Here is a 25,812-nt window from a genome sequence, read left to right as displayed (position 1 = left end):
ACAGGGGGTCATTCGATATGGCAGAGAAAATCGGACTACTTGTGATGGCATATGGGACACCGCGCAGCCTGGATGAGGTGGAATCTTATTACACTCATATCCGCCGCGGCAGAAAACCATCAGAAGAAGCACTCCAGGATTTGATTTCACGATATGAAGCGATCGGCGGCGTTTCCCCGCTTGCCAAAATCACCAATAATCAGGGGCAGAGCCTCGAAGAACGGTTGAATGCGAGGACGAGCGAGGTGGAATTCCACTGGTACCTGGGCCTGAAGCATATAGATCCGTTCATTGAGGATGCGGTGGCCCAGATGAAAGAAGACGGCATCGAGCAAGCATGCAGCATAGTGTTGGCGCCGCATTTTTCCACATTCAGCATTAAATCCTACAATGGACGGGCCAAAGAGGAAGCCGAACGAATCAACGGCCCTGACATTCATTCGGTGCAAAGCTGGTATGATGAACCGAAGTTCATTGAATACTGGGTGGACCAGGTGAAACGGACCATGGATCAGACCCGTCCGGAAGAAAAAACATGTGTTATTTTTTCAGCGCACAGCCTTCCGGAAAAAATTATTCAGGAAGGGGATCCTTACCCCGAGCAGCTGAAAGAAACTGCTAAAATGATTGCGGACGGCGCCGGTGTCACTGATTATGCAATCGGGTGGCAGAGTGAGGGCAACACACCGGATCCCTGGCTCGGTCCGGATGTTCAGGATTTGACGAAAGATCTTTATTCAACGTACGGCTACGACGCTTTTATTTATTGTCCGGTCGGCTTTGTGGCGGATCATCTGGAAGTGCTGTTTGACAATGATGTGGAGTGCCGCCAGGCCTGTGACGAAGTGGGGGCTTCCTACTACCGTCCCGCCATGCCGAATGCAGAACCGGAGTTTATCGATGCACTTGCGGATACCATTTTACGAAAAATGGAGTCAGGGGCTCAAAGTAAGTGAGGAATAATTCATGAAAACAGCAATCATCGGAGGCGGGATAACGGGACTCGCAGCCGCCTATTATCTGCAGAAGGAAATTATGACGAATAATCTGGATATAGAATATCATCTATTTGAGAAAGATTCCCGGCTGGGCGGCAAAATCCAGACGGATTATCACAATGGATTTGTGATTGAACAGGGTCCCGACTCTTTTCTCGCCCGTAAAGAAAGTGCTTCCATCCTGGCAAAAGAAGTCGGTCTCGAAGAAGAACTGATTTCCAACAGCACCGGCGGGGCCTACATCCTGAAAGGCAATTCCCTCCACCCGATACCGGCAGGTTCTGTGATGGGGATCCCGACAAAACTGGGGCCTTTTTTAACGACAGGTCTGTTTTCCATCCGGGGAAAATTACGGGCGGCAGCGGATTTGATCCTGCCGCGTTCAAAAGCGGGCCATGATCAGGGACTTGGTGTATTTTTCCGGAGACGCCTCGGCAGTGAAGTCGTTGACCATCTGATTGAACCTTTGTTGTCCGGCATTTATGCCGGTAATATGGACCGGCTCAGTCTGCAGGCTACGTTCCCCCGTTTTGTTGAAATGGAGCAGCAGTACCGCAGTCTGATTTTAGGGATGAGGGAAGAACGCCCTACTGCCGGTGGACCGAAGAAGCCCGGCTTTTATACGTTAACAAAAGGTCTTCAGTCGCTCGTGGAAGGCATCGAAAACCACCTCGATGAAGATGCAGTGCACAAAAACTGCGGCCTTCAGTCGATCCGTAGAAAAGGGGAACAGTATGAGCTTGTTTTTCATGATGGCAGCCGTTCGTTATTTGACCGCGTGATAATGACAACACCTCATGATGTAACAGCTGCCTTACTGGATTCATCGTTTCTGCAGGAGGAACTGGCTCCCATCCCGGCTACATCGGTGGCCACGGTGGCGATGGCGTTTGATGAAAATCAGCTGAGCGGCGATTTTGACGGAACAGGCTTTGTTGTTTCCAAAAAAAGCGGGTATACCATAACAGCCTGCACCTGGACGCACCGCAAATGGGCGCATGCCGCACCGCCCGGCAAGGCCCTTCTCCGTTGTTATGTAGGAAAACCGGGCGGAGAGGATGTCGTCGAGAAAACGGATGAAGAGCTGGTCGACATTGTTCTGAAGGATCTGAACCATGTGATGGAAGTCGAGGGAGAACCGGAATATCATAATGTGACGCGCTGGCGTCATGCCATGCCTCAGTATGAAGTCGGACATGATGAAAAAATGGAACGTATTGCCCGGCACCTTGAAGAAACGTTTCCCGGCGTGTATGCAGCAGGAGCGGCCTACGAAGGAATCGGTCTGCCTGACTGTATCAGCCAGGGCGAACGGGCTGTGCGGCGCATGCTGGAACAATAAAAAGAACCGGTTCATGTCGAACCGGTTCTTTTACATGCACAGAAAACAAACGGGTTTTTGATTATTGGTTCTGCTGGTTCTGCTGTACCTGCTGCAGGTCCTGCTGAGCCTGTTGAAGATCCTGCTGGGCCTGCTGGAACTGCGGCTGGCTTGTCATAGTGGTCTGCTGCTGCTGGGCCTGCTGGAGCTGCTGTTGTGCCTGCTGAAGCTGCTGCTGGCACTGCTGCAATTTCTGCGGATCGTTTCCTGCATTCTGCATGTCTTGTCTGGCCTGCTGAATCGCCTGCTGTGCCTGCTGCATCTCCTGATTCTGGTTTTGGTGAGTCATCAGAATCCCTCCAGATGGTTGATATAGTGAAGCACTATGTATTTTTTCCGCGCTTCGTCAAAATATGTACGATGATGCTGAAAGGAACTGGGTATGATACAATGTGATTTATCCTCAACAACTGCAAAGCAGGAGTGTAAAACGATTGGATGCACAGAGACAATTGGATATTCTTCGGCATGCCAGGCATGACTGGATGAATATTGTTCAGATTATTAAAGGAAACCTCTCCTTGAACCGGCTCGACCGGATAGAGGAAATATTAAATGAAACGATACGGAAAACCGAGCATGAAAGCCGTCTTTCCCATCTTGGCATTCCGAAAACGGCTCTTTTTCTGCTGACATTCAACTGGGAGCAGCACCGGCTGTCGCTGGATGTGGAAGTGCCGGGAGAGTGCCGGGACTGCTCGGATCTGGAAGACTGCTGGTATGAGATGCTTTCATCGTTCACGAAGGAACTGGACGCTGCGGTCGAGCCGGGTGCCGAGAACCATCTGCTCGTCACCATTCATACAGAGCCTGAACCGTATCTTGAAGTTGATTTTCAGGGGACGATTGTACACAGCCCACCTGTGACAGACTGGCTGACTGTTTATGCTGATACGGGCAGGTGCCAACTTGATCATATGGTATGGAATGATAAGGAACTGGTTTTTGTATTGACCAGCGAATGAGGTGAAATCATTGTTTGTAGATAAAGTGAAAATTTATGTAAAAGCCGGCGACGGGGGGGACGGCATGGTTGCTTTCCGCCGTGAAGCGTATGTTCCGGACGGAGGTCCTTCCGGAGGCGACGGAGGACGCGGCGGCGATGTTGTATTTGAAGTGGATGAAGGTCTGCGCACGCTGATGGACTTCAGATATCAAAAACATTTTAAAGCCAAAGCAGGAGAAAACGGCCGTTCCAAAAACCAGCACGGGAAAAATGCGGACGATCTTGTCATTCATGTCCCCCCCGGCACAACGCTGCGTGACAGCGATACAGGAGAGATTGCCGCCGATTTAAAAACACACAGGGAACGATTCACCGCCGCCCGCGGAGGAAGAGGAGGGAAAGGAAACACCCGGTTTAAGACCCCTTCCAATCCGGCGCCGGAAATAAAGGAAAACGGCGAACCTGCCGCAGAAAGGAACCTTGAACTGGAGCTCAGACTGCTTGCCGATGCCGGCCTGGTAGGTTATCCAAGCGTCGGTAAATCCACTTTGTTATCGGTTGTGTCCGCGGCGAAGCCTAAAATCGGCGATTACCATTTTACAACGATCCAGCCCAACCTCGGTGTTGTGGAAAGCGGCGATGGACGCAGTTTCGTCATGGCCGACCTTCCAGGTTTGATTGAAGGAGCACATCAGGGCTCGGGGCTCGGCCAACAGTTTCTCCGGCATATTGAGCGCACGAGAGTTATTATTCATGTAGTGGACATGTCCGGGTTTGAAGGACGTGATCCTTTTGAAGATTATCAGACGATCAATGAGGAACTTAGACAGTACAATCTCCGTCTGATGGAACGTCCGCAGATTATCGCGGCGAATAAAATGGATATGCCCGGAGCTGAAGATAACCTGGCTGCCTTTATAAAAAAGATTCCGGAAGATGTGACCGTATTTCCTGTTTCTTCGCTTACGAAGCAGGGATTGACGGATATGCTGAGAGAAACAGCGGAGCTGCTGGAAAAGACATCTGAATTTCCAATGCATGAAGAACAGGAAGAAGAGCGTGTTGTTTACCGTTATCAAAAGCCGAAAGAACCATTTACCATCACACGCGGAGATGACGGAGTGTTTGAAATCTCCGGGGAGGAGATCGAAAAAATCTTTAAAATGACAGATATAACGAGGGAAGATTCCATTAACCGGTTTTCACGGAAAATGCGGCAGATGGGAATCGATGAAGCGCTGCGGAAGAGAGGAGCCGTGGATGGCGATACGGTCCGACTGCTTGATTTTGAATTTGAGTTCATCGAATAGGCAGAAACGGTGCGTCGTTGTAAAAAACGGCGTGCCGGATTATAATGAGGACGATGCCCGGAACAAAAAGATTTCAATCCGGCTGGTGGTGAACCGATGACAGAGAAAATCGATAACTTTTATCTGGTCAGGCAGGATATGCTGACCGAAGCAATGCAGAAGACCCTTCAGGCTAAATCTCTCCTGGAAAGCGGAAGAAAGCAGAAGGTGGCAGACGCGGTCCAGGAGGTTGATTTAAGCCGAAGTGCTTTTTACAAATACAAAGATGCTATTTTTCCTTTTCATACTGTCATTAAGGAAGAAATAATCACCTTGTCGATTCAGCTGACTGACATTTCCGGTTCGTTATCCAATCTTCTGCAGGAAGTGGCGAGAGCCGAATCCAACGTGCTGACGATCAATCAGACGATTCCGCTGCAGGGAAGGGCCAACGTTACCCTCACGATCGATACGTCGGCGCTGCGGATGGAAATTGGGTCACTTGTGCAGCGTCTCGAACGAATGGACGCCGTGGAGCATGTGGAAATCGTAGGGTCAGGATCGCTGTAGTAACAGGGAGCAGGTTACAATAAGGAGTGGAGAGTTTGATATGACAATGAAGGTCGGCTATTTAGGCCCGCAGGGCACGTTCACGGAGGCAGCGGCAAAAGCCGTACTCCCCGAAAGCGAGCGGCATTCTTTTCCGACAATACCAGCCTGTATGGAAGCGGCTGCAGATAAAGAAGTGGATACAGCGGTGGTGCCGCTTGAAAACGCCATCGAAGGATCCGTGAACATGACACTGGATTATCTGATTCATAAACATGAACTGCCGATCACTGCTGAAGTGACGGTGCCGATTGAGCAGCATCTTCTCCTTCATCCGGATCAGGCAGAGAAGTGGGAGCAGATCACTGATATTTATTCTCACCCGCAGGCGATTGCACAGTGCCATGAATTTATCCAGCGCGAATTTCCACACGCGGATATCCACTACACGAATTCAACCAGTGCTGCTGCCAGGGAACTGCAGGAGTATCCGGAACGCAGTGCTGCAGCGGTTGCCAACTTGCTCGCAGCAGAAACATATGGGTTAACGCCGGTGCGCCGGAACATTCATGATTACGACAATAACCACACCCGTTTTGTTCTGCTCTCGGATTCAAAGAGACCTCCGCTTTCCGGCGGCGGTTACAAACATAAGACAACGATGGTCATTACGCTGCCGTCCGATTATTCAGGGGCTCTTCACCAAGTGTTATCGGCTTTTTCATGGAGAAAGCTGAATTTGACAAAGATTGAATCGAGACCCATGAAAACCGGCATCGGCAATTATTTTTTCGTGATTGATGTAGAAAAAGAGATGGATGACGTACTGATGCCCGGTGTGATTGCCGAAGTCGAAGCGCTCGGCTGCGGGGTCCGGATCCTTGGAAGTTATCCATGCGTTCTCTCGTCTGAAACAGGAAATACGATGAAAAAGGAGCTGTCCCCGTAAAAGGACAGCTCCTTTTTTGATATTCAGGTCAGTAAAAACCCATTTTCCTCAAGAGTGTTTTTGACTTCTTCGATAACGGCAGTGGAGTCGGCTTCTATCGTGTGCAGATGGGTCCCGTCGGTTAATTCCGATAACAGAGGGGCATTTGTTTCCTGAAGGTTCTGAATGAACTTTTTGACGTCACGCCGGCTCGAAAGCATCAATGGAGCAGTGATATCGCCATAAAATGGATGCTCAATGGAGACATCGATCACCCGCGCGCCGTGGTCCACCATAATGTTCAGTTCCTCTTCTGTTATATGTAAATCTGAAGAGTGAAAACAGGCAATCTGCCTCCTGACCTGGTTCCGCTCCGGTTCAGAAAGCATGACGTACCCTTGTGATGTAGCAAGAATGGGGTGGTTTTTTGCTTTTAACAGAGACATATCCTGTACAATAACCTGGCGGCTGACATTGGTTTTGTCAGCCAGATCTTTTCCGGTAATCGGCCTTCCCGCATCCTCAAGCCACTGTACCAATAATTTGCGGCGCTCTTCTCCCGGCAGTTTTTCCGATTGATTTGCCATCTCCGTATTTCCTCCATCATCAAGGTTTGGTTTTTATTTTACAGCATACCTGCAGGCATGAACAGCCGAACGTCATTATTGTGCATATCTCCTCAGCGCTAGGCATATGCTTGCCATAGATACGTCGTTCGAATGAAGGAAATGAAAGCACTCGACCAAGCGACACATGGATGATGGAGAAGGAGGAAAAAACATGCAGATTCACATTGTACAAAAAGGGGATACTTTATGGAAGCTGGCGCAGCAGTATAACGTTCCATTTGAAGATATCAAACAGGCCAACCATCATTTGGCGGATCCGGATCAAATCATGCCCGGCATGAAAATTAAAATACCGGCAAAAAGCGTACAGGTTAAAAAGGAACAGCCCAAAGCCAACCAGCCGAAAGAAGCTCCCAAAAAACCCGGGCCCTCACAAGAAAATATGACGCAGCCGGCGGCACAAAAGCCGAATGTCCCGCCAATGTATCAGCCGGCGCCGATGCCGTCCCATCCACCGGCGCCCTCGACGGAAGAAAATCATTATAATATGAATGTCCATTTTTATCAGCAGGCGGAAAAACAAAAGCAGCAGGAACAGCAACAGCAAAAAAAACCGACAGCGTCTCCTGCTTCAGGCGGTCCAAAAAAACCGGAAGATGTGATGCCGTCCCAGAAGCAGCCCCCAAATAAGCAGCCGAATCAGGTTTCTCCCGGAATGTATGAAGGAGGAGCCAACATGCAGGGTATGATGCCGCACGGACCGTGCACCTATATTCCGGTTGTGCCGGTTATGCCGCCATGTCCTCCGGCAGGCAGCATGCATCCTTATTCTTTTGCGCCTGCACCGCCGTCTCCATGCTCGGGACCGGATATGCAGCAAATGCACCAAATGCAGCAAATGCAGCCCATGCCCCCGATGCAGCAGATGCCGGGTCCGTCCATGCCGTTTCCGCCCGGCGGAATGGAAACAGGCTGGAGACAGCACGCAGTATATCCTGAACCCGCAGTATATCCTGAAAATATGCCTTCGGAAGCTGTGTTCCCAGAGTCTGAAGAAGGTCCAGGACAAAATGGGGAACGGGGAGAAAGAAATCCCTATACAGCGGGAAATCAAAAGGAGGAACCCTGGCAGACCGGTCCTGGGAACAGCCCGTACTCGCCCTGGATGAATACCTTCCCGCCGTATGAATCGTAACTACTGGTTCAATTACCTCTAAATAACAGTGTAAAATCGCCTCCTTGAACCAAACTAACGGGTGAAAGGAGGTTTTTTTATGAAGAAAACAGCGTTAACGCTGACAGCCTGCGCTGTCCTCGCCGGTGGTTTCACCGGATGTGGAAATGCCGGGGATAACGAAGGAGCTGCACCGACCCGCTACAACACAAATAACAATTACGATCAGACCGGTTATAATGATAATGGCAACCGTCGCGGGGAAGGTCCGATGACGGACATGATGACCGAAGATGACCGGATGCAGGGTGGTGCCGGTATGAATGGACGGCGTCAGGCAGATGACGGGTACCGCGGCCAAATCGGGGACAGACCCGGAATGGTCGGCGAACGCGGAATGTTGAATTCGCGCAATGTTGATGACGGAACTGCTGATAATACTGCCGGTAATAACAACATGAATAATGGTAACAATAACGGCAGCGCTGCCGGCATCAACGGACTGGCATCTGATATCGAAAGCCAGGTCGAAGAAATGGAAGGGATCGATGACGCCCGCGCCGTTGTACGTGGAAAAGACGTGCTCGTCGGCATTGACACGCCGGAAGAAGGCAAAAAAGCAGAACAGCTTGCCGGTAAAGTCAAGAGCCGTGTAGCTTCCAAGATGGAAAACAAAAACGTGCATGTCACTTCTGATGAAGAACAATTCGGCAATATTCAAGAGATCGGCAATGATCTGGAGAACGGCACCGGTCTCAATGAAGCCGGTGACACGATTAATGACATGATTAACGATATCGGCAATGCTGCACAACGTCCGTTTGAAGATAGCTGACAGAAAAAAAGCGTTCCACCTCATAAGCGTGGTGGAACGCTTTTTTGTGATTCATTGCATGCCTCTTTCCTTCAATGTTTCCGCTGAATATGCTATATTTTATAATTGGAAACAAAGAGGAGGAATGAACAATGGCAGGACATTCCAAATGGCATAACATAAAACGCAGAAAAGAAAGCCAGGATGCAAAACGCGCCAAGATTTTCACGAAATTATCGAAGGAGATATTCGCCGCAGTACGGGAAGGCGGAGATGACCCCGACACGAATCTGCGCCTCAGAATGGCTCTCACAAAAGCACGCGCGGAGAATGTTCCGTCGGATAATATTGACCGGACGATCAAGAAAGCTTCCGGTGAAGCCGGAGCGGTGGATTATGAGGAAGTGACCTATGAAGGTTACGGTCCTGGAGGAGCCGCTGTTCTTGTCCAGACGCTGACCGAAAACAAAAACCGGACGGTGTCGGAAGTACGCCACGCTTTTTCCAAGCAGGGAGGGAATCTCGGTGAAAACGGCTGTGTCTCCTTTATGTTCAATCGAAAAGGACAGCTGATCATTGAACGGTCCGATGAAATGGATGAAGAGGATTTTACGCTTGAAGCGATTGACGCAGGGGCAGAAGAGTTTGATTCCGATGATGAGTGGTTTTACATTCAGACCGAGCCCGATGATTTTGAAGATGTCAAGCAGGCGCTTGAAGAAAAGGGGTATACGTTTTCGAAAGCGGAAATCATTCTGTTTCCCGATACGAATACGACATTAAACGATGAGCATGCGGAGAAAATGATGAAACTCATTGATGCGCTGGAAGACAATGATGACGTCCAGAACGTATACCACAACTTTGAAGTGGAAGAGGAGCAGCTGGGACGGCTTTCCTGAACCGGCGAATACATCCTTTTCTGGATGGGCATGCTGTCCAGTAAAAAGGGGGATGCCGTATGAAAGGAAAATCGGCAGGAGCGGCTGCGTGTGTCGTTCTTCTGTTTCTTTCGGCCGCAGCAGTCAAGGATGAGCAGAAGCATTTTTCCGCTGATTCGAAGAACGGCCCTGCACAATATGAAATAATTCTGAAGAAAAAAACGCCGGATGGAGGCAGTATCACGGAGAAAAAAATGGAAACGGTGTGGTCGGTCGAAGACTTCTGGCAGAAATATCAGAATTGGGAACTGGTGGACCAGAACCAGGATCAGATCATCCTGCAGCGACCTCGCAGCAGAAATTAACTGGTTTCTATCGGACAGTAATTCTGCTATGATATAAAGAAAGCATGTTCGGCAGGGAAGAGGGAGAAAACGGTTGTTTGAATTCTTAAGAGGAAAAATTGTCCATACAGAACGGGAAACATTAACACTGGAAGTCGGCAGTACCGGTTATCTGATTTACTGCGCCAACCCATTCGTATTCGACAGGAACGAAGAGCAGGTGACGATTTACACCTACCAGTACGTAAAAGAGGATGTGCTGCGGCTCTACGGTTTCCCGACAAGAAAAGAACGGGGGCTGTTTGAACAGCTCCTTCAGGTTTCCGGAATCGGTCCGAAAGGCGCGCTCGCTGTTCTCGCTGCCGGAGCTCCGGCTCAGGTGGTTCAGGCTGTGGAAGAGGAAAACGAGTCGTTTCTGGTGAAGTTCCCGGGTATCGGAAGAAAAACGGCCCGCCAGATGATACTGGATCTTAAGGGCAAACTTACCGCGGCGGTGGACGATACAGAAGGCAGCAGCGCTGCTGTCCTGCTTACCGAAGACAGCGGCGGGGAGGCGCTCGAAGAAGCACTCGAAGCTCTGAAAGCCCTCGGCTACGGCGAAAAGGAAATAGCGAAAGTAAAACCGGCGTTGAAAAAAGAACAGTTAACGTCGGATGAATATGTGAAAAAAGCATTGCAGTGGATGCTTTCCTAAACTGATAAGCAGCAGGTGGTGCTTCAATCATGGAAGAACGTGTCGTGTCACAATCGGCTTACGCAGAAGACGATGCTGCCGAAAACAGTATCAGGCCGCTTGATTTCAGCCAGTACATCGGCCAGAAAAAAGTGAAGGATAACCTGGAAGTATTTATCGAAGCGGCGAAAATGAGGGAGGAAAGCCTGGATCATGTCCTCCTGTACGGTCCGCCGGGTCTCGGTAAAACCACCCTCGCGATGATCATCGCCAATGAAATGGGGGTTCATATCCGCACCACCTCCGGACCGGCTGTGGAACGCCCCGGGGACCTGGCTGCTGTGCTGACCGCTCTGGAACCGGGAGATGTCCTGTTTATCGATGAGATCCACCGCCTGCCAAGGTCGGTGGAAGAAGTGCTTTACCCTGCAATGGAGGATTTCTGTATCGATATCATCATCGGAAAAGAATCGACGGCAAGGTCTGTCCGCCTTGACCTACCTCCGTTTACGCTGGTCGGGGCAACGACAAGAGCCGGCATGCTTTCCTCTCCGCTCCGGGACCGTTTCGGTGTTCATTCCAGGCTGGAGTACTATGAAGAAGAGGATCTTTCCCATATCGTGAGCCGCAGCGGAGAACTGATGGGAGTTTCGATTGAAGACCGGGCGGCGCTTGAAATGGCCAGACGTTCCCGGGGAACACCGAGAGTGGCGAACCGGCTTCTGCGCAGAGTACGGGATTTTGTACAGGTGAAAGGAAGCAGCCGGATTTCGCTTGATGAAGCGGATTCGGCTCTGGAGAACCTTCAGGTGGACCGGCTCGGTCTGGACGACATTGACCATCAGCTTCTTCATACCATCATTCAGAAGTTCCGCGGCGGACCAGTTGGAGTGGAAGCTGTAGCAGCCGCGGTCGGTGAAGAAGCGAGCACCCTCGAAGATGTATATGAACCATACTTGATGCAGATCGGATTTCTCGTCCGTACCCCGAGGGGACGGATGGTGACGTCCAGTGTATATGAATATTTCGGTATGGAGGTGCCGGACCGTGAATGATATCCCGAAATTTCTCATCGGTCTCGGCGCAGCGCTCGTTCTTTTCGGGCTGGTCTGGCAGGTCGGAGGAAAGTTTATTTCGCTCGGAAAACTGCCTGGTGATATTCTCATCAAGAAAGAAAACACGACGTTTTATTTTCCGATTGTGACGTGCATCGTCGTCAGTGTTGTTCTTTCCCTTGTGTTTTATATTATTGGACGATTTCGGTAAATCACCGCACTGGGAACCGGGTGTGTACAGCAGAAGTGAGGTATGAATGAAATGAATGTGGAAGACTTTAATTTTCCGCTTCCGGAGGAACTGATTGCCCAGACGCCTCTGGAAAAACGGGATGACTCCCGTTTAATGGTATTGGACCCGGAAGCAAAAAAAATACATAACGATACATTTCCCTCTATCCTAAATTATCTGGATGCGGGAGATTGTCTGGTGCTCAATGATACGAGAGTACTTCCGGCGCGTTTGTTCGGAGAAAAAGAGACCGGCGGCAGGGTGGAGGTCCTTTTACTGAAACAGGAAGAACAGGATGTCTGGGAAACACTGATAAAACCTGCTAAACGAGTGAAACCCGGAACTGTGCTTTACTTTGGAGGTACCACGCTGCAGGCTGAATGCATCGATACACTGGAGCACGGCGGCCGCCTCCTTCGTTTTCACTACAGCGGAGTCTTCCTGGAAATACTCGAGGAGCTGGGGGAAATGCCGCTCCCTCCATATATTAAAGAAAAACTTGAAGACCGCGAACGGTATCAGACGGTGTATGCAAGAGAGGAAGGATCGGCTGCCGCGCCGACGGCCGGTCTGCATTTCACGGAAGAAATTCTGGAACAGGCTCGAATAAAAGGGGTTCATGTGACGACAATCACCCTGCACGTCGGTCTTGGCACGTTCCGGCCGGTGGAAGTGGAAACAGTGGAAGATCATCATATGCATGCGGAGTTTTATCAGATCAGTGAAGGAACGGCACTGCTGCTCAATGAAACGAGGGAAAACGGCGGTAAAATTGTTGCAGCGGGAACGACGTCCGCCCGTACGCTCGAGACGGCGGCGGATGAGAACGGAACATTTAACAAAGTGTCGGGCTGGACGGACATCTTTATCTATCCCGGTTATGATTTCCGTGGAATTGACGCGCTGCTTACGAATTTTCATCTGCCGAAATCCACGCTTATTATGATGGTGAGCGCGCTTGCCGGAAGAGAATTTTTAATGGATGCCTATCAGGAAGCTGTCCGGCTTCGTTACCGTTTTTTCAGTTTCGGCGACGCGATGTTTATTATGAAGGGAAGTCGTCATAGATGGCAGCAGTAACGTATGAACTGAAAAAAACCTGCAGGCAGAGCGGGGCGAGGCTTGGAACGATTCATACCCCGCACGGTTCCATTGACACACCGATATTCATGCCGGTTGGAACGTTGGCGACCGTTAAAACCTTGAGCCCGGAAGAACTGGAGGATATGAACGCGCAGATTATCTTGAGCAACACGTATCATCTATGGCTCCGACCCGGCGAAGATATTGTCGAAGAGGCGGGAGGCCTGCACTCCTTTATGAACTGGGACCGCCCGATTCTAACGGATTCCGGCGGATATCAGGTGTTCAGCCTGAGTGACTTTCGTGATATTAAAGAAGAAGGGGTTCATTTCCGGAATCATATCAGCGGTGAAAAGCTGTTTTTGTCTCCGGAAAAAGCCATGCAGATTCAAAATTCCCTGGGTCCTGATATTATGATGGCGCTGGACGAATGTCCGCCTTATCCGGCTGAAGAATCCTATATGAAGGCTTCTGTGGAGCGGACATCACGTTGGGCGGAGCGGTGCCTTGAAGCCCACCAGAACAAGGACAGCCAGGCGCTCTTCGGTATCATTCAGGGAGGAGAATATGAACATTTGCGCAAACATTCGGCGGATGATTTGATTTCTCTTGATTTTCCGGGTTATGCTATAGGCGGCCTCTCCGTGGGAGAGCCGAAAGATGTCATGAACCGGGTGCTTGAATTTACGACCCCGCTGCTGCCGACTCATAAACCAAGATACCTGATGGGCGTCGGTTCGGCGGATTCGCTGATTGATGGAGCGATCCGGGGAGTGGATATGTTCGACTGCGTGCTGCCGACACGGATTGCACGTAACGGCGCATGCATGACCAGCCGCGGCCGTCTTGTTGTGCGTAACGCGGCGTATGCCCGGGATTTTGGTCCGATCGACAGCAGCTGCACCTGCCATGTTTGCCGGAATTATTCGCGTGCCTACATCAGGCACCTCATCAAAACCAATGAAACATTCGGGTTCCGCCTGACTTCCTACCATAATCTGTATTTCCTGCTCAACCTTATGAAAAAAGTGCGGGAAGCGATCACAGAAGACAGGCTTCTCGATTTCCGGGAAGAATTTTTCGAACAGTACGGCTTTAACCGTCCGGATGCCAAAAACTTTTAGCTTTTCCGACAGGTTCTGTGTTAGCCTGTTTTATAGGGAAAGTAATGGAAGGAGGGGAATCATGGAAGCGATTATCATGCTCGTTCTGATGTTTGCGATTTTCTATTTCCTGCTTATCCGCCCGCAGCAGAAGCGGCAGAAGCAGGTCAAGGAAATGCATGCGAATCTGCAGAAAGGAGACCGCATTGTTACGATCGGTGGTCTTCACGGAACGATTGACGCTATCGACGAAAATAAAATTGTCCTTGCCGTTGATGATGACAAAAAATTAACATTTGACCGCAACTCCGTCCGGGATGTTGTAAACGAAGACTAGCGGCCGCTTACATAAGCGAAAACCCCGCCGATGGATCATAATGAATCATGTAAAGAGCTGTCCAGATAATGGGCAGCTCCTTTTCTTGACTCAGCTTGAAGAAGTGTTTACTCCGATAACACCCCCGAAAACGGCACAGGCGGTAAATAAGGCAAAATGAAGAAGCTGCATCCCGCTTATAGCGCTGTCGTATCCCAGGTATTCAAGCAGGATAAAAATCAGCAGGACCCCCGCAGCAGTGACCGCTCCGGTCAACATGCCTTTCTCTTTTGCTCTGCCTCCCGCGATCAGCCCGCCCGTAAAAAAGCTGATCATGGAAATGATAAGAAGCAGCCAGCGTACGGAATCCTCCGGCACTGAAGTGAAACGCAGCACCGTTGTTACAATCAATCCCGAAACGAGCAGCATGCCAATGATAACCATCATACCAGCGCCTGCCCCATAAAATTTTCCTGTTTCTTCCATATAATTCTTCTCCTCCCCCTTTACGTTTATTCATACCTATGGACAACTCACGAAAAATAGAAGAAAAAAAGCAGTGAAATAAAAGGATTCCTCATTTCCTGTTCAGCTTGGGTGACCTTTCTCATAAACTTGTACAAATCGAGAAAAAGGTGGTCGCTCTTGTGGAAGAAGTTCTCCCTGCCCTTTTGATTTTTATCATCAGCTATGCCCTGCTTATGGCAGAGAAAGGCGACCGGGTGCTGGTAGCATGTTCAGGCGGTCTGTTGATGGTTGTCTTCGGTGTCCTGGATCTGGACCTTGTCTTTTTTCGATATATCGACTGGCATACGATCATTCTTCTGCTGTCCATGATGATCATCGTATCCATCACAAGCCAGAGCGGTATGTTTGAATATGCCTCCGTGAAAACGGCCCAGCTGGTGCAGGGCAGACCAGTGCCGCTTATGATACTGCTCTCGGTGTTAACAGCGGCAGGCTCGGCTTTCTTGAACAACGTCACGACAGTGCTCCTGATTACACCGGTCGTCTTCACATTGACAACTATGCTTCAGCTTCGCCCGCTTCCTTTTATCATGGCGGTTATTATTACTTCCAATATAGGAGGTACCGCCACGTTGATCGGAGATCCCCCGAATTTGATGATAGGCCAGGCAGCGGCAGGGTTAACCTTTAACGATTTTCTACTGCATCTGGGGCCGCCCGCGTTCATCATATTCGTGCTCGTCACGTGCGGACTTGCGTATTATTACCGGAATGAGTGGAAAGAAGAAAAACGGGCGGAGATTCTGCACAGTCTGCTGTCATTGGACGCGGTAGATTACGTCACGGATAAACAGCTGCTGTTAAAATCCGGATTTGTTCTTATTCTGACTATCAGTGCCTTTATGATGCAGCCTCTGCTGCATATGGAGATCACGGCGATTGCGATGGGCGGCGCGCTGCTGCTGTTATTTGTAACAAGGGAAGAGGCAGATCCAGAAAAAGTATTTCAGCGGATGGAGTGGACAACGGTGTTTTTTTTCGGGGGTCTGTTTATGCTTGTCGGAGGGCTTGAGGAGACGGGTCTTCTGGAAGAGCTGGCACGCGGCCTGATTTTTATGACGGAAGGGGAAATGACAGCAACGGCTCTTGCGATGTTATGGATTTCAGGGATTGTTTCCGGATTTGTCGACAACATTCCATTTGTCGCTGCCATGATACCGGTCATTCTTGAAATGGAAGGCTATGGAATCGGCGATCTGCGTCCGATCTGGTGGGCGCTTGCGCTGGGAGCCTGTCTCGGCGGCAATGCCACTCTGATCGGTGCAACGGCTAATGTTATTGCAGCCGGCCTTGCCAAAAAGGCCGGTCATGGTTTCAGTTATATGGAGTTTATGAAAATAGGCATGCCTGCTGCGATTTTATCCCTTATCGTGTCCACTATCTATATTTACTGCCGTTATCTTTTATTTTATTAACACACATGGAAACCATCGAGACGGCTATACTAGGAAGGCAGAGACAAGCAAAGGTGGATGGATATCGTGGAATGGTGGACGATGGTGTTTCGGACCATAGTGGTTTACTTTTTTCTCTTGATCGTCCTGCGGATGATGGGAAAGCGTGAAATCGGAGAACTCTCCGTCCTTGATTTTGTGGTTGCAATCATGATCGCAGAACTGGCTGTTGTTTCCATTGAAGATACCGATATTTCTTATGTCAAGGCGTTCTCTCCCATCATTGTTCTGTCCTTTTTGCAGATTGCACTTGCCTGGTGGTCGCTCAAAAGCGACCGGATGCGGCATATTCTGGACGGCCGGCCGACGGTATTGATCCGTGACGGCAGCATTGATGAAAAAGCGATGAAAAAACAGCGCTATAATTTCGATGATCTGTTAATGCAGATCCGGCAGAAGGATGTGAAAGACGTTTCCGATGTGGAATTTGCGATTCTGGAACCTTCAGGGGAGCTTTCCGTTTTTGAAAAAGACGACGAAGCGGAGGAGATGTCCTATCCGCTCCCATTTATCATAGACGGGCATATTCAGTGGGATCATCTCGAAAAAGCCGGGAAGGATGAAATGTGGCTGCGGCGCGAGCTTCGCAAGACAGGAATTGATTATGTGAAAGACGTCTCCTACTGTGCGCTTCAGCAGAACGGCGTGTTATATATTGATGAGAAAAACGATTAGCGTACGGAAGTAATTTTTCTCCAGTGCGACCGTTTGAAAAATCCGGCAGACCACAGCAGAATGACAAAGATCAGCCCTGATGCCGATGCCCCCGCAGCCACCTGAAGGAAACGGGGAAGAGGTTCCCACCACGGCTCGAGCAGAGCATTGGTTCCAAAGACGGCAGCACCGGCAGCCGCGGGAATGAAAAGAAACGCTTTTCCTTCCAGGATGAATCCTGCTGCCTTGGTCACCATATGAAAATGCAGCATCGTGACAAGTACCATATTTACAGCGATGGCAAGAGCGGCCCCGGTAATGCCGAGCTCCGGCTGGGAGGTAAAGACAAATAGAAGAGACATTTTGATAACAGCACCAGTCAGTGTATTTAACATAGCCGTTCTGGCGAGGTTCAGCCCCTGAAGAACGGCCTGAAGCGGCGCCTGCATATACAAAAAAAGACTGAAAGGAGCAAGGGTCTGAAGCAGGTAGGCGGTCTCCGGCGAGCTGTACATAACATCCATCACCGGTTCGGCAAACACAAACAAAAAACAGGCACAGAAACTTCCGGCAATCAATCCCGTCCGAAGGGTCTGGCGCAGTCTTTTTTGAATGACATCATACTGCCGCGCAGCAGCCGCTTCACTGACGGCAGGCACGAGTGTGACGGAAAAAGAGTGTGTGATGAATGTGGGAAGCAGAAGCAGCGGGATAACAAAGCCGCTTAGTTCCCCGTACTGGGACGTGGCAGCTGCTGTACCGATTCCGGCAAGAGCAAGGCTGTGCGCAATAACAATCGGCTCCATGAATAACGAGATAGAACCGACAAGCCGGCTGCCGGTCGCAGGCAGGGCAACAGCCATCAAATCCTTAAAGACCGTTCCCCCTCCTTTCAGGGATTGAAAAAACCGGTGCCGGAGCGGCAGTGGTTTATGATGTTTGAACCGCCACAGCAGATAAACCAGTGATGCTCCTTCCCCCGCTACAACGGAGAGCATGGCCCCGGCCGCTGCAAACTCCAGACCGTAAGGAAGAAGAGCATTTGTGCAGACTGCCACAAGCGCAATCCGGACAACCTGTTCGATCATTTGTGATACCGCTGTCGGGGTCATATTCTGCCGTCCCTGAAAATATCCCCGGAGTACTGCAGAAACGGCGGTAACAGGAATAACAGGGGTGATAGCAAGCAGGGAATACAGGGCACGTTCGTCTGTAATAAGATGGTTGGCAAAAAAAGAAGCACTCCACACTAAAAATATAGTGAAAAAAATACTTAACAATCCGGTGACAGAAAGAGATACAGCGAGAATCCGCTTCAGTTTCCGGTTGTCTCCGGAAGGTACGGCCTCTGCGGTTAACTTGGATATCGCCACAGGAAGCCCGAGTTGTGTTAAAGTTATAATCAAAAGCAGTGTAGGGAACGCCATATTATACAACCCGACACCTTCAGCACCGAGAATCTTCGCGGTGACAATTCGGTTGATAAAACCGAGGATGCGGGTCGTTAACCCTGCTGCAATTAATATAATCGTACCTTTAATGAATGTTTGACTCCGCATAGGACGCTCCCGCCTTCTTTTGAAAAATGCTGCAGCATACACCCGCTTTTATGTATATGCGGCAGGGGAGGACGAGCATGACTACTTTTGAACTGGAGGAGTGAATGATGAATACCGCACCGTTTGAAGTATGGAAAGAAGATGTAGAACCGGCTCTTGCCAGTAAAGTGGATGAGTTCCACCGGTTCGGCTACACGATTGTAGACGAGGAAGATATCTGGAACTTCACGATGAAGAAGCTCGAAAAGGAGGAAATCACCCTTCGGATTCACGCTCTTGTACAGGCAGTACTGCACGTTTCCATCAGTGATTACATGAACGATATTACCGTTGCTTCCTATAAGGAAAGTGCGTCCCTTTATTCGTCTAAAGCCGGATTGGAAGAACTTCTCGGCGATATTGAAGCTGGGGGTTCATCAGACCGTCATTTGACATGACAGAAAATGCATCAGTATAATTAACCTGTTGCTGACGAGTAATGGTAAATTTGTACATAATCAGTTGAGTTCCCTGGCAGCGCCCGGATGCTGTAAAAGAACCCTGCGGGCGCTGCTCTTTTTCCTCGAGCGCCGGGTTGCAGGAACAGCATGGAAAATGGAGAGCCGTCTCGCGCATCTCCTCAGGGAGCAGGCTGAAGGAGGATGGAACGTTCATGGTAAAAAAGTGGAGAATTGTCACGTTTTTTGTGATTATCCTGGGGCTGGCCGGCGTTATTTCGCAGACCGTCATGGGTACCGCCAAAGGTATCAACCTTGGCCTTGATTTACAGGGTGGCTTCGAAATATTGTATGAAGTTTCCCCGGCTGAAGAAGGAGAAGAGGTGACAGATGAAACTCTGCAGGCTACTGTCAGCGCACTGAATCAGCGGGTAAATGTACTGGGAGTGTCGCAGCCGAACATAACGATTGAAGGAGAAAACCGGATCAGGGTTCAGCTCGCCGGTGTGGATGATCAGCAGGAAGCCAGGGAACTATTATCCACGCAGGCGGAGCTAAGCTTCCGTGATGTGGATGACAATGTAAGACTGACCGGCAATGCTCTCGAAGAAAACGGAGCAAGTGTCGGCTTTTCTCAGACGAATGAACCTATTGTGACGCTTGAGTTGAAAGACCCGGATGAATTTGGACAGGTAACAGAAAACATTATTAATGAGTATAATCAGCCGAACAACCGGCTTGTCATCTGGCTGGATTATGAAAAAGGTGATTCTTTCAGCGAGGAAGTCCAGAAAGAAGATCCGAAATATTTATCGGCACCGGTTGTGAATGAACCATTGTATAACCAGAACATTCAGATTGAAGGCGATTTTGAGCTCCAGGAAGCGGAATTTCTCGCGGAAGTCCTGAATTCCGGTTCGCTGCCGGTGGAGATGGAAGAGATTTATTCCAACGCCGTCAGCGCCTCCCTTGGTGAAAAAGCGATGGACAATACCATTTTTGCCGGATTTATCGGTATCGGACTTATCCTTGCCTACATGATCGCCTATTACCGGTTCATGGGTGTGATCGCAGCCATTACACTGTCTGCTTACATTTACATTGTACTGCTCATCTTCAACTGGATGCAGGGAGTTCTGACACTGCCGGGTATTGCGGCATTGATTCTCGGTGTCGGGATGGCGGTGGACGCCAATATCATCACCTATGAACGGGTCAAAGAAGAAATCAAGTCCGGCAAAACGATTTTATCCGCTTTTAAAGCGGGAAGCAGGCGTTCATTGTCCACGATACTCGATGCCAACATCACGACGATTCTAGCTGCCGGTGTGCTCTTTTATTACGGAACAAGTTCGGTGCAGGGCTTTGCGGTCATGCTTATTGTAAGCATACTGACCAGTTTTCTGACGGCGGTATCCGGATCACGGCTGCTTCTCGGGCTGTGGGTCCAGAGCAGAATCTTCAATAAAAAACCGCGGGTGTTCGGTGTAAAGGAGAATGAAATCCATGAGTCCTAGTGAAAATAAGCGTTTCATTCCATTTGTAAAGCATAGAAAAAAGTTTTTTACGTTTTCGGCGGCATTTTTTGTGTTAGGCATCATTCTTCTCTTTACCGCGGGTCTCAATCTGGGCATTGATTTTCAGAGCGGTTCGAAAGTGGAAGTGCTCGCCAATGATACGTTGACTGAAGATCAGGTTCAGGAAGAATTCGCCGCTATCGGTGACGGATATAATCCCGATGAGATCACGCTGGCCGGAGATAATAACGAAATGGCCTATGCCAGTTTCATAGGGACGCTCTCCCAGGATGAAATTGCAGAGATCCAGACGTATTTTGGGGAAGAATTCGGTCAGGAGCCAACGGTGAGCACCGTTTCTCCGCAGATTGGCCAGGAACTTGCCCAGAATGCGCTCATTTCAGTTCTGATTGCGTCTGTCGGCATCATTTTGTATGTGACGATACGATTTGAGTTCTGGTATGGCCTCGCTTCCATTGCGGCCCTGATGCATGATGCGTTCTTTATCATCGTTGTATTCTCGATCGTCCAGTTTGAGGTGAATGTGCCGTTTATTGCGGCGGTATTGACGATTGTGGGGTACTCCATCAACGATACGATCGTAACATTTGACCGAATTCGGGAAAACATGAGCTACGAGGAGGAAATAACCTCCTTTGATGATCTTGCCAGAGTGGTGGATCTCAGCCTGAACCAGACGCTGGTACGTTCCATCAATACAGTGCTGACGGTCGTCATTGCAGCAGCTGCGATCTTTTTCCTCGGCGGCGAGGCCATCCGTTCATTCTCGTTTGCCCTGTTGATCGGCCTGGTAGCAGGAACATATTCTTCCCTCTTCCTCGCATCCCAATTATGGCTCTCGTGGAAATGGAAGAGTATTCAGCGGGGATGGAATAAACCGCAGGAAGAAAAAGATCCGGAAGATCTGGAGCCGGAAGTATGAGTCATGGTATATTACCATGACTTTTTCATTGTTATACTACATGTACAGTGATTTGGAAACGGGGGTTCAGTCCGGTGAAAGAAGATAAACGATACAGAATGGTGCGTTTCGGTGCCGTCGTCGGCATTGCCGGCAATGTGTTTCTGGCTGTATTTAAGGGAATTATGGGAATTCTTACGGACAGCCGGGCACTCATCGCAGATGCCGTTCATTCCGCTTCTGACGTGGTGGGATCGGCAGCGGTGTTAATAGGGGTGCGGGCTGCTGCGCTGCCGCCCGACCGGGATCATCCATATGGACATGGTAAAGCAGAGACCGTAACAGCCATTATTGTCGCTGTCCTTCTTTTTATCGTTGGGTTTGAAATCGGTCTTAATGCGCTGCAGGATATCGGGGAACCGGTTGCAGTCCCGCGTACGGCAGCGCTCTATGCAATCCTGTTTTCCATTGTTGTGAAGGAAGGAATGTTTCGATATAAACATTTCCTGGGTAATAAGTATAACAGTGATGCACTTATTACCGACGCCTGGCACCACCGCTCCGATGTTTTTTCCTCTATCGCGGCGCTTGCCGGGGTGGGAGCTTCCATCGCCGGAGCTCATCTGGAGATCGGCTGGATGCTTTACGGCGACCTGGCAGCCGGCCTGTTTGTATCCCTCTTAATCATGAAAATGGCCTGGACACTGGGGAAAACATCGATTCACAATGCCCTTGATCATGTTCTTCATGCTGAAGATACGACCGTGATGCGGGAAAAAGTGAGCAGAGTGGACGGAGTTCTTCATATTGACGAATTTCTGGCAAGAGAACATGGACATTACGTCATCATTGATATCAAAATCGCTGTTGATCCGTTTATCACGGTACAGGAAGGGCATGATATCGGCAAAAATGTCAAGGAACAACTGCTTGAAGAACCGAAAGTAAAAGATGTGTTCGTGCATATTAACCCGTATGAAGAAAACATCTGAAAAGGATGGTGCAGATGAAAGGACAATCGGCATTAATACTTGGAGCGGCTGCGGCGCTTGTGATCGCTGTCTTTGCCGTTATGAACGTCGACGGTGTAGAAGTCAACTATATGTTCGGCACGGCGGAATGGCCTTTGATACTGATTATTCTCGGCTCAGTACTGATGGGGGCGGTCATTACAGGATCATTGGGAATTATTAAAGTGTACCGCCTGCAGCAGGAAATAAAACAGCTGAAACAGGGAAGGGACAGAAAAAACGAGAAAGAGACTTCCTCGACCGCATCAGCAGAAGCCGGATCGGCAGAAGGGAAAAAATCAAAGTCATCGTCTGCCGAATAACCATTATCAGAATCCACCACTACCAATTGTAACCCCTGACCTGCTTTAGTATAATGAGTGGGTCAGGGGTGGTTTTTTCATGTTAAGACCGAAAACACGCTGGATCGTGGAGGATTCCTCCTTTTCCGGAAAAGATATGCTCGAAAAAGAACTGAACCTGTCTTCTATGACAGCAGCGCTGTTGTCGAAAAGAGGATACGAGACAGTAGAAGACGCTTCCCTTTTTATAAAAAAATCGATGGAAGGCGTGCATGATCCGTTTTTAATGGACGGTATGCAGGAAGCAGTGGACCGGATTCAACAGGCAGTAAATGATAATGAAAAGATACTTATTTTCGGAGACTATGATGCAGACGGCGTCTCCAGTACGATGATTATGATCCATGTGCTGAAAGAACTAAAAGCAGATTTCGGCTGGTACATACCAAACCGTTTCACCGAAGGGTATGGTCCGAATATACCGGCGCTGGAGCAGGCGGCGGAGGAAGGAGCTTCGCTTGTTGTTACGGTTGATACCGGAATATCCGCTGTCCCGGAACTGAAAGCAGCGAAAGAGATGGGGCTCGACGTGATTGTTACCGACCATCACGAACCGCCTCCGGAACTGCCGGATGCCTATTGCATCCTAAATCCAAAAAAACCAGGCTGCCCGTATCCGTTTAAGGAACTCGCCGGCGCTGGTGTAGCGCTGAAAACAGCAGAAGCAGCACTCGGTTATTTTCCTTCACATCTTCTTGATATATTTACAATCGGAACCATCAGTGATCTCGTTCCGCTTCTGGACGAGAACAGAATACTCGTTTCCAGGGGTCTGAAAGCACTGGCCGTATCAGAAAAACCAGGAATTCAGGCGTTGAAACAGATATGCGGGATCGACGATGGCCCAATGGAGGAAGATCATGTCGGATTTGCGATCGGTCCCCGTATCAATGCGGCAGGAAGAATGGAAGCGGCCGATCCTGCTGTTCACCTGCTTGCTTCAGGAAGCCGGGAAGAAGCGGAGGAATGGGCGAATGTCATAGACGGACTGAACAAAGAACGCCAGAAAATCGTAAATCAGATGACCAAGGAGGCGGTGGAAGAGGTGGAAAACAGCTTTCCGCCGTCGGAAAACTGTGTGATCGTTATCGCACGTAAGGGATGGAGCCCCGGAGTGATTGGAATTGTCGCCTCAAGACTGACGGAACGTTTTTACAGACCGGTGGTTGTTCTCGGCATTGATGAAGAGACCGGCGAAGCGAAAGGATCCGCGCGGAGCATTGAAGGGTTCGATATGTTCCGTGAACTATCCCGTAACAGGGATCTTCTTCCGCATTTCGGCGGCCACACGATGGCAGCTGGATTGACGATGGATGAAAACGACATTCCCGAATTAAGGGAGCGTCTGGAAAAGCAGGCCGCTGCGTCGCTTCAGGAAGAGGATTTCATCCCTACTACAACAGTGGATATGGAAGTGCCGATAGAGAACGTCACAACAGCGGCTCTGGAAGAACTGCAGAAATTGGGGCCTTTCGGTGTCGGCAATCCCAAACCTGTATTCATGCTTCGAAATGCCGTACTGGCAGCAAAACGAAAAATAGGCAGTGAAAAAAATCACTTAAAAATTGAAATGGAACAAAGTGGAAAACGTATCGACGGAGTCGGTTTCCATCTCGGCGCACTGGATGACTACATGACAGAATACGCACGCGTCCGTGCGGCAGGGGAGCTCTCCATCAATGAATGGAACGGATACCGGAAGCCGCAGCTGATGGTAAAAGATATGGCGGTGGATGAGTGGCAGCTGTTTGATAAAAGACAGCAGCACAATACGGAAACATCCCTGCGCCAGATTCCCGATGCAGCCACGACAGTGATCGTCTTTCAGGAAAAGAATACCCACCATTTCCAGTCGATATGCACGGATAAAACCATTCTCTCCTATCAGGAAGCTCTTTGCTCAGAGCACCGGGCGGCAAACCTTGTTTTCGCCGATATGCCGGAACACGCGCGGCAGGTGGAAGATGTACTCTCACAGATCCATGACGTTGAAAACATATATGCTTTTTTCTGCGAGAAAGAACCCCTTTACTTTCAGGCTGACCCTGCAAGAGAAGATTTCAAATGGTTTTATGCGTTTCTGAAAAAAAGACAATCCTTCAACCTGGAAAAGCACGGAGAGGAACTTGCACGTAGAAAAGGATGGAAATACAGTACCGTGTCCTTTATGAGCCGCGTGTTTTTTGAGCTTGATTTTGTTACAATGGATAACGGTATGATAAAGGTAAACGATGCTCCCGCCAAACGGGATCTGTATGATTCGGAGTCCTATCAAAAACACAAGAATCAAAGAGAAGCGGAACAGATATTCCTGTATTCTACATACAAGGAACTGAAAGAGAAAATAGCGCCGTTTATCCAGGCAGCCGGCGGTAATAACCACAGTAAGGAGAAGGTAGGCCATGGACTTTAAAGACTATATTACGATTATTGAAGATTATCCAAAAGAAGGGATACGCTTCAAGGATATTACAACATTGATGCAGAACGGACCGGTGTATAAGCAGGCGGTGGATGAAATGACCGCCTTTGCTGCCGACCGGAATATTGATGTTGTTGTGGGACCGGAAGCCAGAGGCTTTGTCGTAGGCTGTCCGATCGCATATTCTCTCGAAAAAGCGTTTGTACCGGTACGCAAAAAAGGAAAACTGCCGCGTGAAACGGTAGATGCAGATTACGGACTGGAATACGGAGAGGCGAGCCTTTCCATTCATAAAGACGCCATTCTGCCCGGACAGAATGTATTGATCACCGATGACCTTCTGGCAACCGGGGGGACGGTCAATGCCACGGTCCAGCTCGTGGAGGAACTGGGAGGAAGAGTAGCGGGTATGGCTTTCATGATAGAACTGTCCTATTTGAACGGCAGAGAAAACCTGAAAGACTATGACATCTTTTCCCTCGTTACATTCGAATAGACATCCACGAAGGTGCTCTTTTGCGGGAGCACTTTTTACTATCCGAAGGTTCGCTGCGTACGTTGGATTTCTTGGTTTTTCGACTCATTTCTTTATCCTTTACAGAAATGAAAAAT

At 49.4% G+C, this 25,812-nt stretch carries 29 protein-coding genes; 25 read left to right on the top strand and 4 right to left on the bottom strand.

All coding sequences use genetic code 11. The features are described 5' to 3' along the window. The first annotated feature begins 17 nt into the window (after positions 1–17). On the top strand, positions 18–956 hold the full coding sequence (gene hemH, locus ACW9JV_RS11705; protein WP_457334415.1) for a ferrochelatase: 939 nt from the start codon (positions 18–20) through the stop codon (positions 954–956). A gap of 10 nt (positions 957–966) precedes the next feature. Beyond that, on the top strand, positions 967–2,340 hold the full coding sequence (gene hemY / locus ACW9JV_RS11700) for a protoporphyrinogen oxidase (RefSeq protein ID WP_457334413.1): 1,374 nt from the start codon (positions 967–969) through the stop codon (positions 2,338–2,340). A gap of 61 nt (positions 2,341–2,401) precedes the next feature. Here hemY and ACW9JV_RS11695 read toward each other — a convergent pair whose 3' ends face one another. After that, positions 2,402–2,668: a hypothetical protein gene (locus ACW9JV_RS11695; protein ID WP_457334411.1), complete on the bottom strand. Its 267-nt coding sequence runs from the start codon at positions 2,666–2,668 to the stop codon at positions 2,402–2,404. 145 nt (positions 2,669–2,813) lie between these two features. On the opposite strand from ACW9JV_RS11695, the gene ACW9JV_RS11690 reads away from it, so the two are divergent. The 4 genes from ACW9JV_RS11690 to pheA all read left to right on the top strand — a co-directional run bounded on the left by ACW9JV_RS11690 (position 2,814) and on the right by pheA (position 6,112). Further along, positions 2,814–3,344, top strand: a complete 531-nt coding sequence (locus ACW9JV_RS11690; RefSeq protein ID WP_457334409.1) for a Spo0B C-terminal domain-containing protein — start codon at positions 2,814–2,816, stop codon at positions 3,342–3,344. Positions 3,345–3,354: 10 nt separating this feature from the next. Further along, the gene (gene obgE / locus ACW9JV_RS11685; RefSeq protein WP_457334407.1) at positions 3,355–4,635 is read left to right on the top strand and encodes a GTPase ObgE; all 1,281 of its coding nucleotides are present in this window, start codon (positions 3,355–3,357) and stop codon (positions 4,633–4,635) included. A 96-nt stretch (positions 4,636–4,731) separates the two neighbouring features. After that, positions 4,732–5,184, top strand: coding sequence for an ACT domain-containing protein (locus tag ACW9JV_RS11680; protein ID WP_457334405.1), 453 nt, complete (start codon positions 4,732–4,734; stop codon positions 5,182–5,184). Between the two features lie 46 nt (positions 5,185–5,230). Beyond that, positions 5,231–6,112, top strand: coding sequence for a prephenate dehydratase (gene pheA, locus ACW9JV_RS11675; protein WP_457334743.1), 882 nt, complete (start codon positions 5,231–5,233; stop codon positions 6,110–6,112). A gap of 23 nt (positions 6,113–6,135) precedes the next feature. On the opposite strand, the gene ACW9JV_RS11670 is transcribed toward pheA, so the two are convergent. Continuing rightward, positions 6,136–6,678: a 3H domain-containing protein gene (locus ACW9JV_RS11670; protein ID WP_457334403.1), complete on the bottom strand. Its 543-nt coding sequence runs from the start codon at positions 6,676–6,678 to the stop codon at positions 6,136–6,138. A 193-nt stretch (positions 6,679–6,871) separates the two neighbouring features. On the opposite strand from ACW9JV_RS11670, the gene ACW9JV_RS11665 reads away from it, so the two are divergent. The 10 genes from ACW9JV_RS11665 to yajC all read left to right on the top strand — a co-directional run bounded on the left by ACW9JV_RS11665 (position 6,872) and on the right by yajC (position 14,356). Next, positions 6,872–7,855, top strand: coding sequence for a LysM peptidoglycan-binding domain-containing protein (locus tag ACW9JV_RS11665; protein ID WP_457334401.1), 984 nt, complete (start codon positions 6,872–6,874; stop codon positions 7,853–7,855). A 79-nt stretch (positions 7,856–7,934) separates the two neighbouring features. After that, complete coding sequence (locus ACW9JV_RS11660) at positions 7,935–8,669, top strand: YhcN/YlaJ family sporulation lipoprotein (protein ID WP_457334399.1); 735 nt, start codon at positions 7,935–7,937, stop codon at positions 8,667–8,669. A 131-nt stretch (positions 8,670–8,800) separates the two neighbouring features. Further along, positions 8,801–9,550, top strand: a complete 750-nt coding sequence (locus ACW9JV_RS11655; protein ID WP_457334397.1) for a YebC/PmpR family DNA-binding transcriptional regulator — start codon at positions 8,801–8,803, stop codon at positions 9,548–9,550. Positions 9,551–9,609: 59 nt separating this feature from the next. Next, complete coding sequence (locus ACW9JV_RS11650; RefSeq protein ID WP_457334394.1) at positions 9,610–9,894, top strand: BofC N-terminal domain-containing protein; 285 nt, start codon at positions 9,610–9,612, stop codon at positions 9,892–9,894. Between the two features lie 73 nt (positions 9,895–9,967). Beyond that, a complete protein-coding gene (ruvA, locus tag ACW9JV_RS11645; RefSeq protein ID WP_457334392.1) occupies positions 9,968–10,567 on the top strand; it encodes a Holliday junction branch migration protein RuvA in 600 nt (199 codons plus the stop codon). 29 nt (positions 10,568–10,596) lie between these two features. Continuing rightward, positions 10,597–11,601, top strand: a complete 1,005-nt coding sequence (gene ruvB, locus ACW9JV_RS11640) for a Holliday junction branch migration DNA helicase RuvB (RefSeq protein ID WP_457334390.1) — start codon at positions 10,597–10,599, stop codon at positions 11,599–11,601. Then, positions 11,594–11,812 (top strand): DUF2905 domain-containing protein, encoded by a 219-nt coding sequence (locus ACW9JV_RS11635; RefSeq protein ID WP_457334388.1) that lies wholly within the window; start codon positions 11,594–11,596, stop codon positions 11,810–11,812. Before ruvB ends, ACW9JV_RS11635 begins: the two co-directional genes overlap by 8 nt. 51 nt (positions 11,813–11,863) lie before the next feature. Then, a complete protein-coding gene (gene queA, locus ACW9JV_RS11630) occupies positions 11,864–12,913 on the top strand; it encodes a tRNA preQ1(34) S-adenosylmethionine ribosyltransferase-isomerase QueA (protein WP_457334741.1) in 1,050 nt (349 codons plus the stop codon). Beyond that, complete coding sequence (gene tgt / locus ACW9JV_RS11625; protein ID WP_457334386.1) at positions 12,901–14,040, top strand: tRNA guanosine(34) transglycosylase Tgt; 1,140 nt, start codon at positions 12,901–12,903, stop codon at positions 14,038–14,040. Before queA ends, tgt begins: the two co-directional genes overlap by 13 nt. A 61-nt stretch (positions 14,041–14,101) precedes the next feature. Beyond that, on the top strand, positions 14,102–14,356 hold the full coding sequence (yajC, locus tag ACW9JV_RS11620) for a preprotein translocase subunit YajC (protein WP_457334384.1): 255 nt from the start codon (positions 14,102–14,104) through the stop codon (positions 14,354–14,356). Between the two features lie 90 nt (positions 14,357–14,446). On the opposite strand, the gene ACW9JV_RS11615 is transcribed toward yajC, so the two are convergent. Then, positions 14,447–14,821, bottom strand: a complete 375-nt coding sequence (locus ACW9JV_RS11615) for a TIGR04086 family membrane protein (RefSeq protein WP_457334382.1) — start codon at positions 14,819–14,821, stop codon at positions 14,447–14,449. A gap of 161 nt (positions 14,822–14,982) precedes the next feature. Between ACW9JV_RS11615 and ACW9JV_RS11610 the strand changes: the two genes are divergently transcribed. Together ACW9JV_RS11610 and ACW9JV_RS11605 are read left to right on the top strand one after the other, a co-directional pair. Next, complete coding sequence (locus ACW9JV_RS11610) at positions 14,983–16,278, top strand: ArsB/NhaD family transporter (protein ID WP_457334380.1); 1,296 nt, start codon at positions 14,983–14,985, stop codon at positions 16,276–16,278. 66 nt (positions 16,279–16,344) lie between these two features. Next, complete coding sequence (locus tag ACW9JV_RS11605) at positions 16,345–16,992, top strand: DUF421 domain-containing protein (RefSeq protein WP_457334739.1); 648 nt, start codon at positions 16,345–16,347, stop codon at positions 16,990–16,992. Here the strand turns inward: ACW9JV_RS11605 and spoVB are convergent. After that, positions 16,989–18,530, bottom strand: coding sequence for a stage V sporulation protein B (gene spoVB, locus ACW9JV_RS11600; RefSeq protein WP_457334378.1), 1,542 nt, complete (start codon positions 18,528–18,530; stop codon positions 16,989–16,991). The genes ACW9JV_RS11605 and spoVB overlap by 4 nt on opposite strands. A gap of 104 nt (positions 18,531–18,634) precedes the next feature. Here spoVB and ACW9JV_RS11595 point away from each other — a divergent pair, with 104 nt between their 5' ends. The 7 genes from ACW9JV_RS11595 (at position 18,635) to ACW9JV_RS11565 (ending at position 25,696) form a co-directional block, all read left to right on the top strand. After that, on the top strand, positions 18,635–18,967 hold the full coding sequence (locus ACW9JV_RS11595) for a post-transcriptional regulator (protein ID WP_457334376.1): 333 nt from the start codon (positions 18,635–18,637) through the stop codon (positions 18,965–18,967). 215 nt (positions 18,968–19,182) lie between these two features. Continuing rightward, positions 19,183–20,484, top strand: a complete 1,302-nt coding sequence (secD, locus tag ACW9JV_RS11590; protein WP_457334374.1) for a protein translocase subunit SecD — start codon at positions 19,183–19,185, stop codon at positions 20,482–20,484. Next, a complete protein-coding gene (gene secF, locus ACW9JV_RS11585; RefSeq protein ID WP_457334371.1) occupies positions 20,474–21,427 on the top strand; it encodes a protein translocase subunit SecF in 954 nt (317 codons plus the stop codon). Before secD ends, secF begins: the two co-directional genes overlap by 11 nt. Before the next feature lie 98 nt (positions 21,428–21,525). After that, positions 21,526–22,398 carry a cation diffusion facilitator family transporter gene (locus ACW9JV_RS11580; protein ID WP_457334737.1) on the top strand — a complete coding sequence of 291 codons (873 nt, stop codon included), beginning with the start codon at positions 21,526–21,528 and terminating at the stop codon, positions 22,396–22,398. Between the two features lie 14 nt (positions 22,399–22,412). After that, positions 22,413–22,739: a LapA family protein gene (locus ACW9JV_RS11575; protein WP_457334369.1), complete on the top strand. Its 327-nt coding sequence runs from the start codon at positions 22,413–22,415 to the stop codon at positions 22,737–22,739. A gap of 79 nt (positions 22,740–22,818) precedes the next feature. Then, complete coding sequence (recJ, locus tag ACW9JV_RS11570) at positions 22,819–25,191, top strand: single-stranded-DNA-specific exonuclease RecJ (RefSeq protein WP_457334367.1); 2,373 nt, start codon at positions 22,819–22,821, stop codon at positions 25,189–25,191. Beyond that, on the top strand, positions 25,181–25,696 hold the full coding sequence (locus ACW9JV_RS11565; RefSeq protein WP_457334365.1) for an adenine phosphoribosyltransferase: 516 nt from the start codon (positions 25,181–25,183) through the stop codon (positions 25,694–25,696). The genes recJ and ACW9JV_RS11565 overlap by 11 nt, the downstream gene beginning before the upstream one ends. Positions 25,697–25,812: the final 116 nt, after the last annotated feature.

The organism is Salibacterium sp. K-3 (genome assembly GCF_054052005.1).
This window is presented reverse-complemented; position numbering and strand designations above follow the sequence as displayed.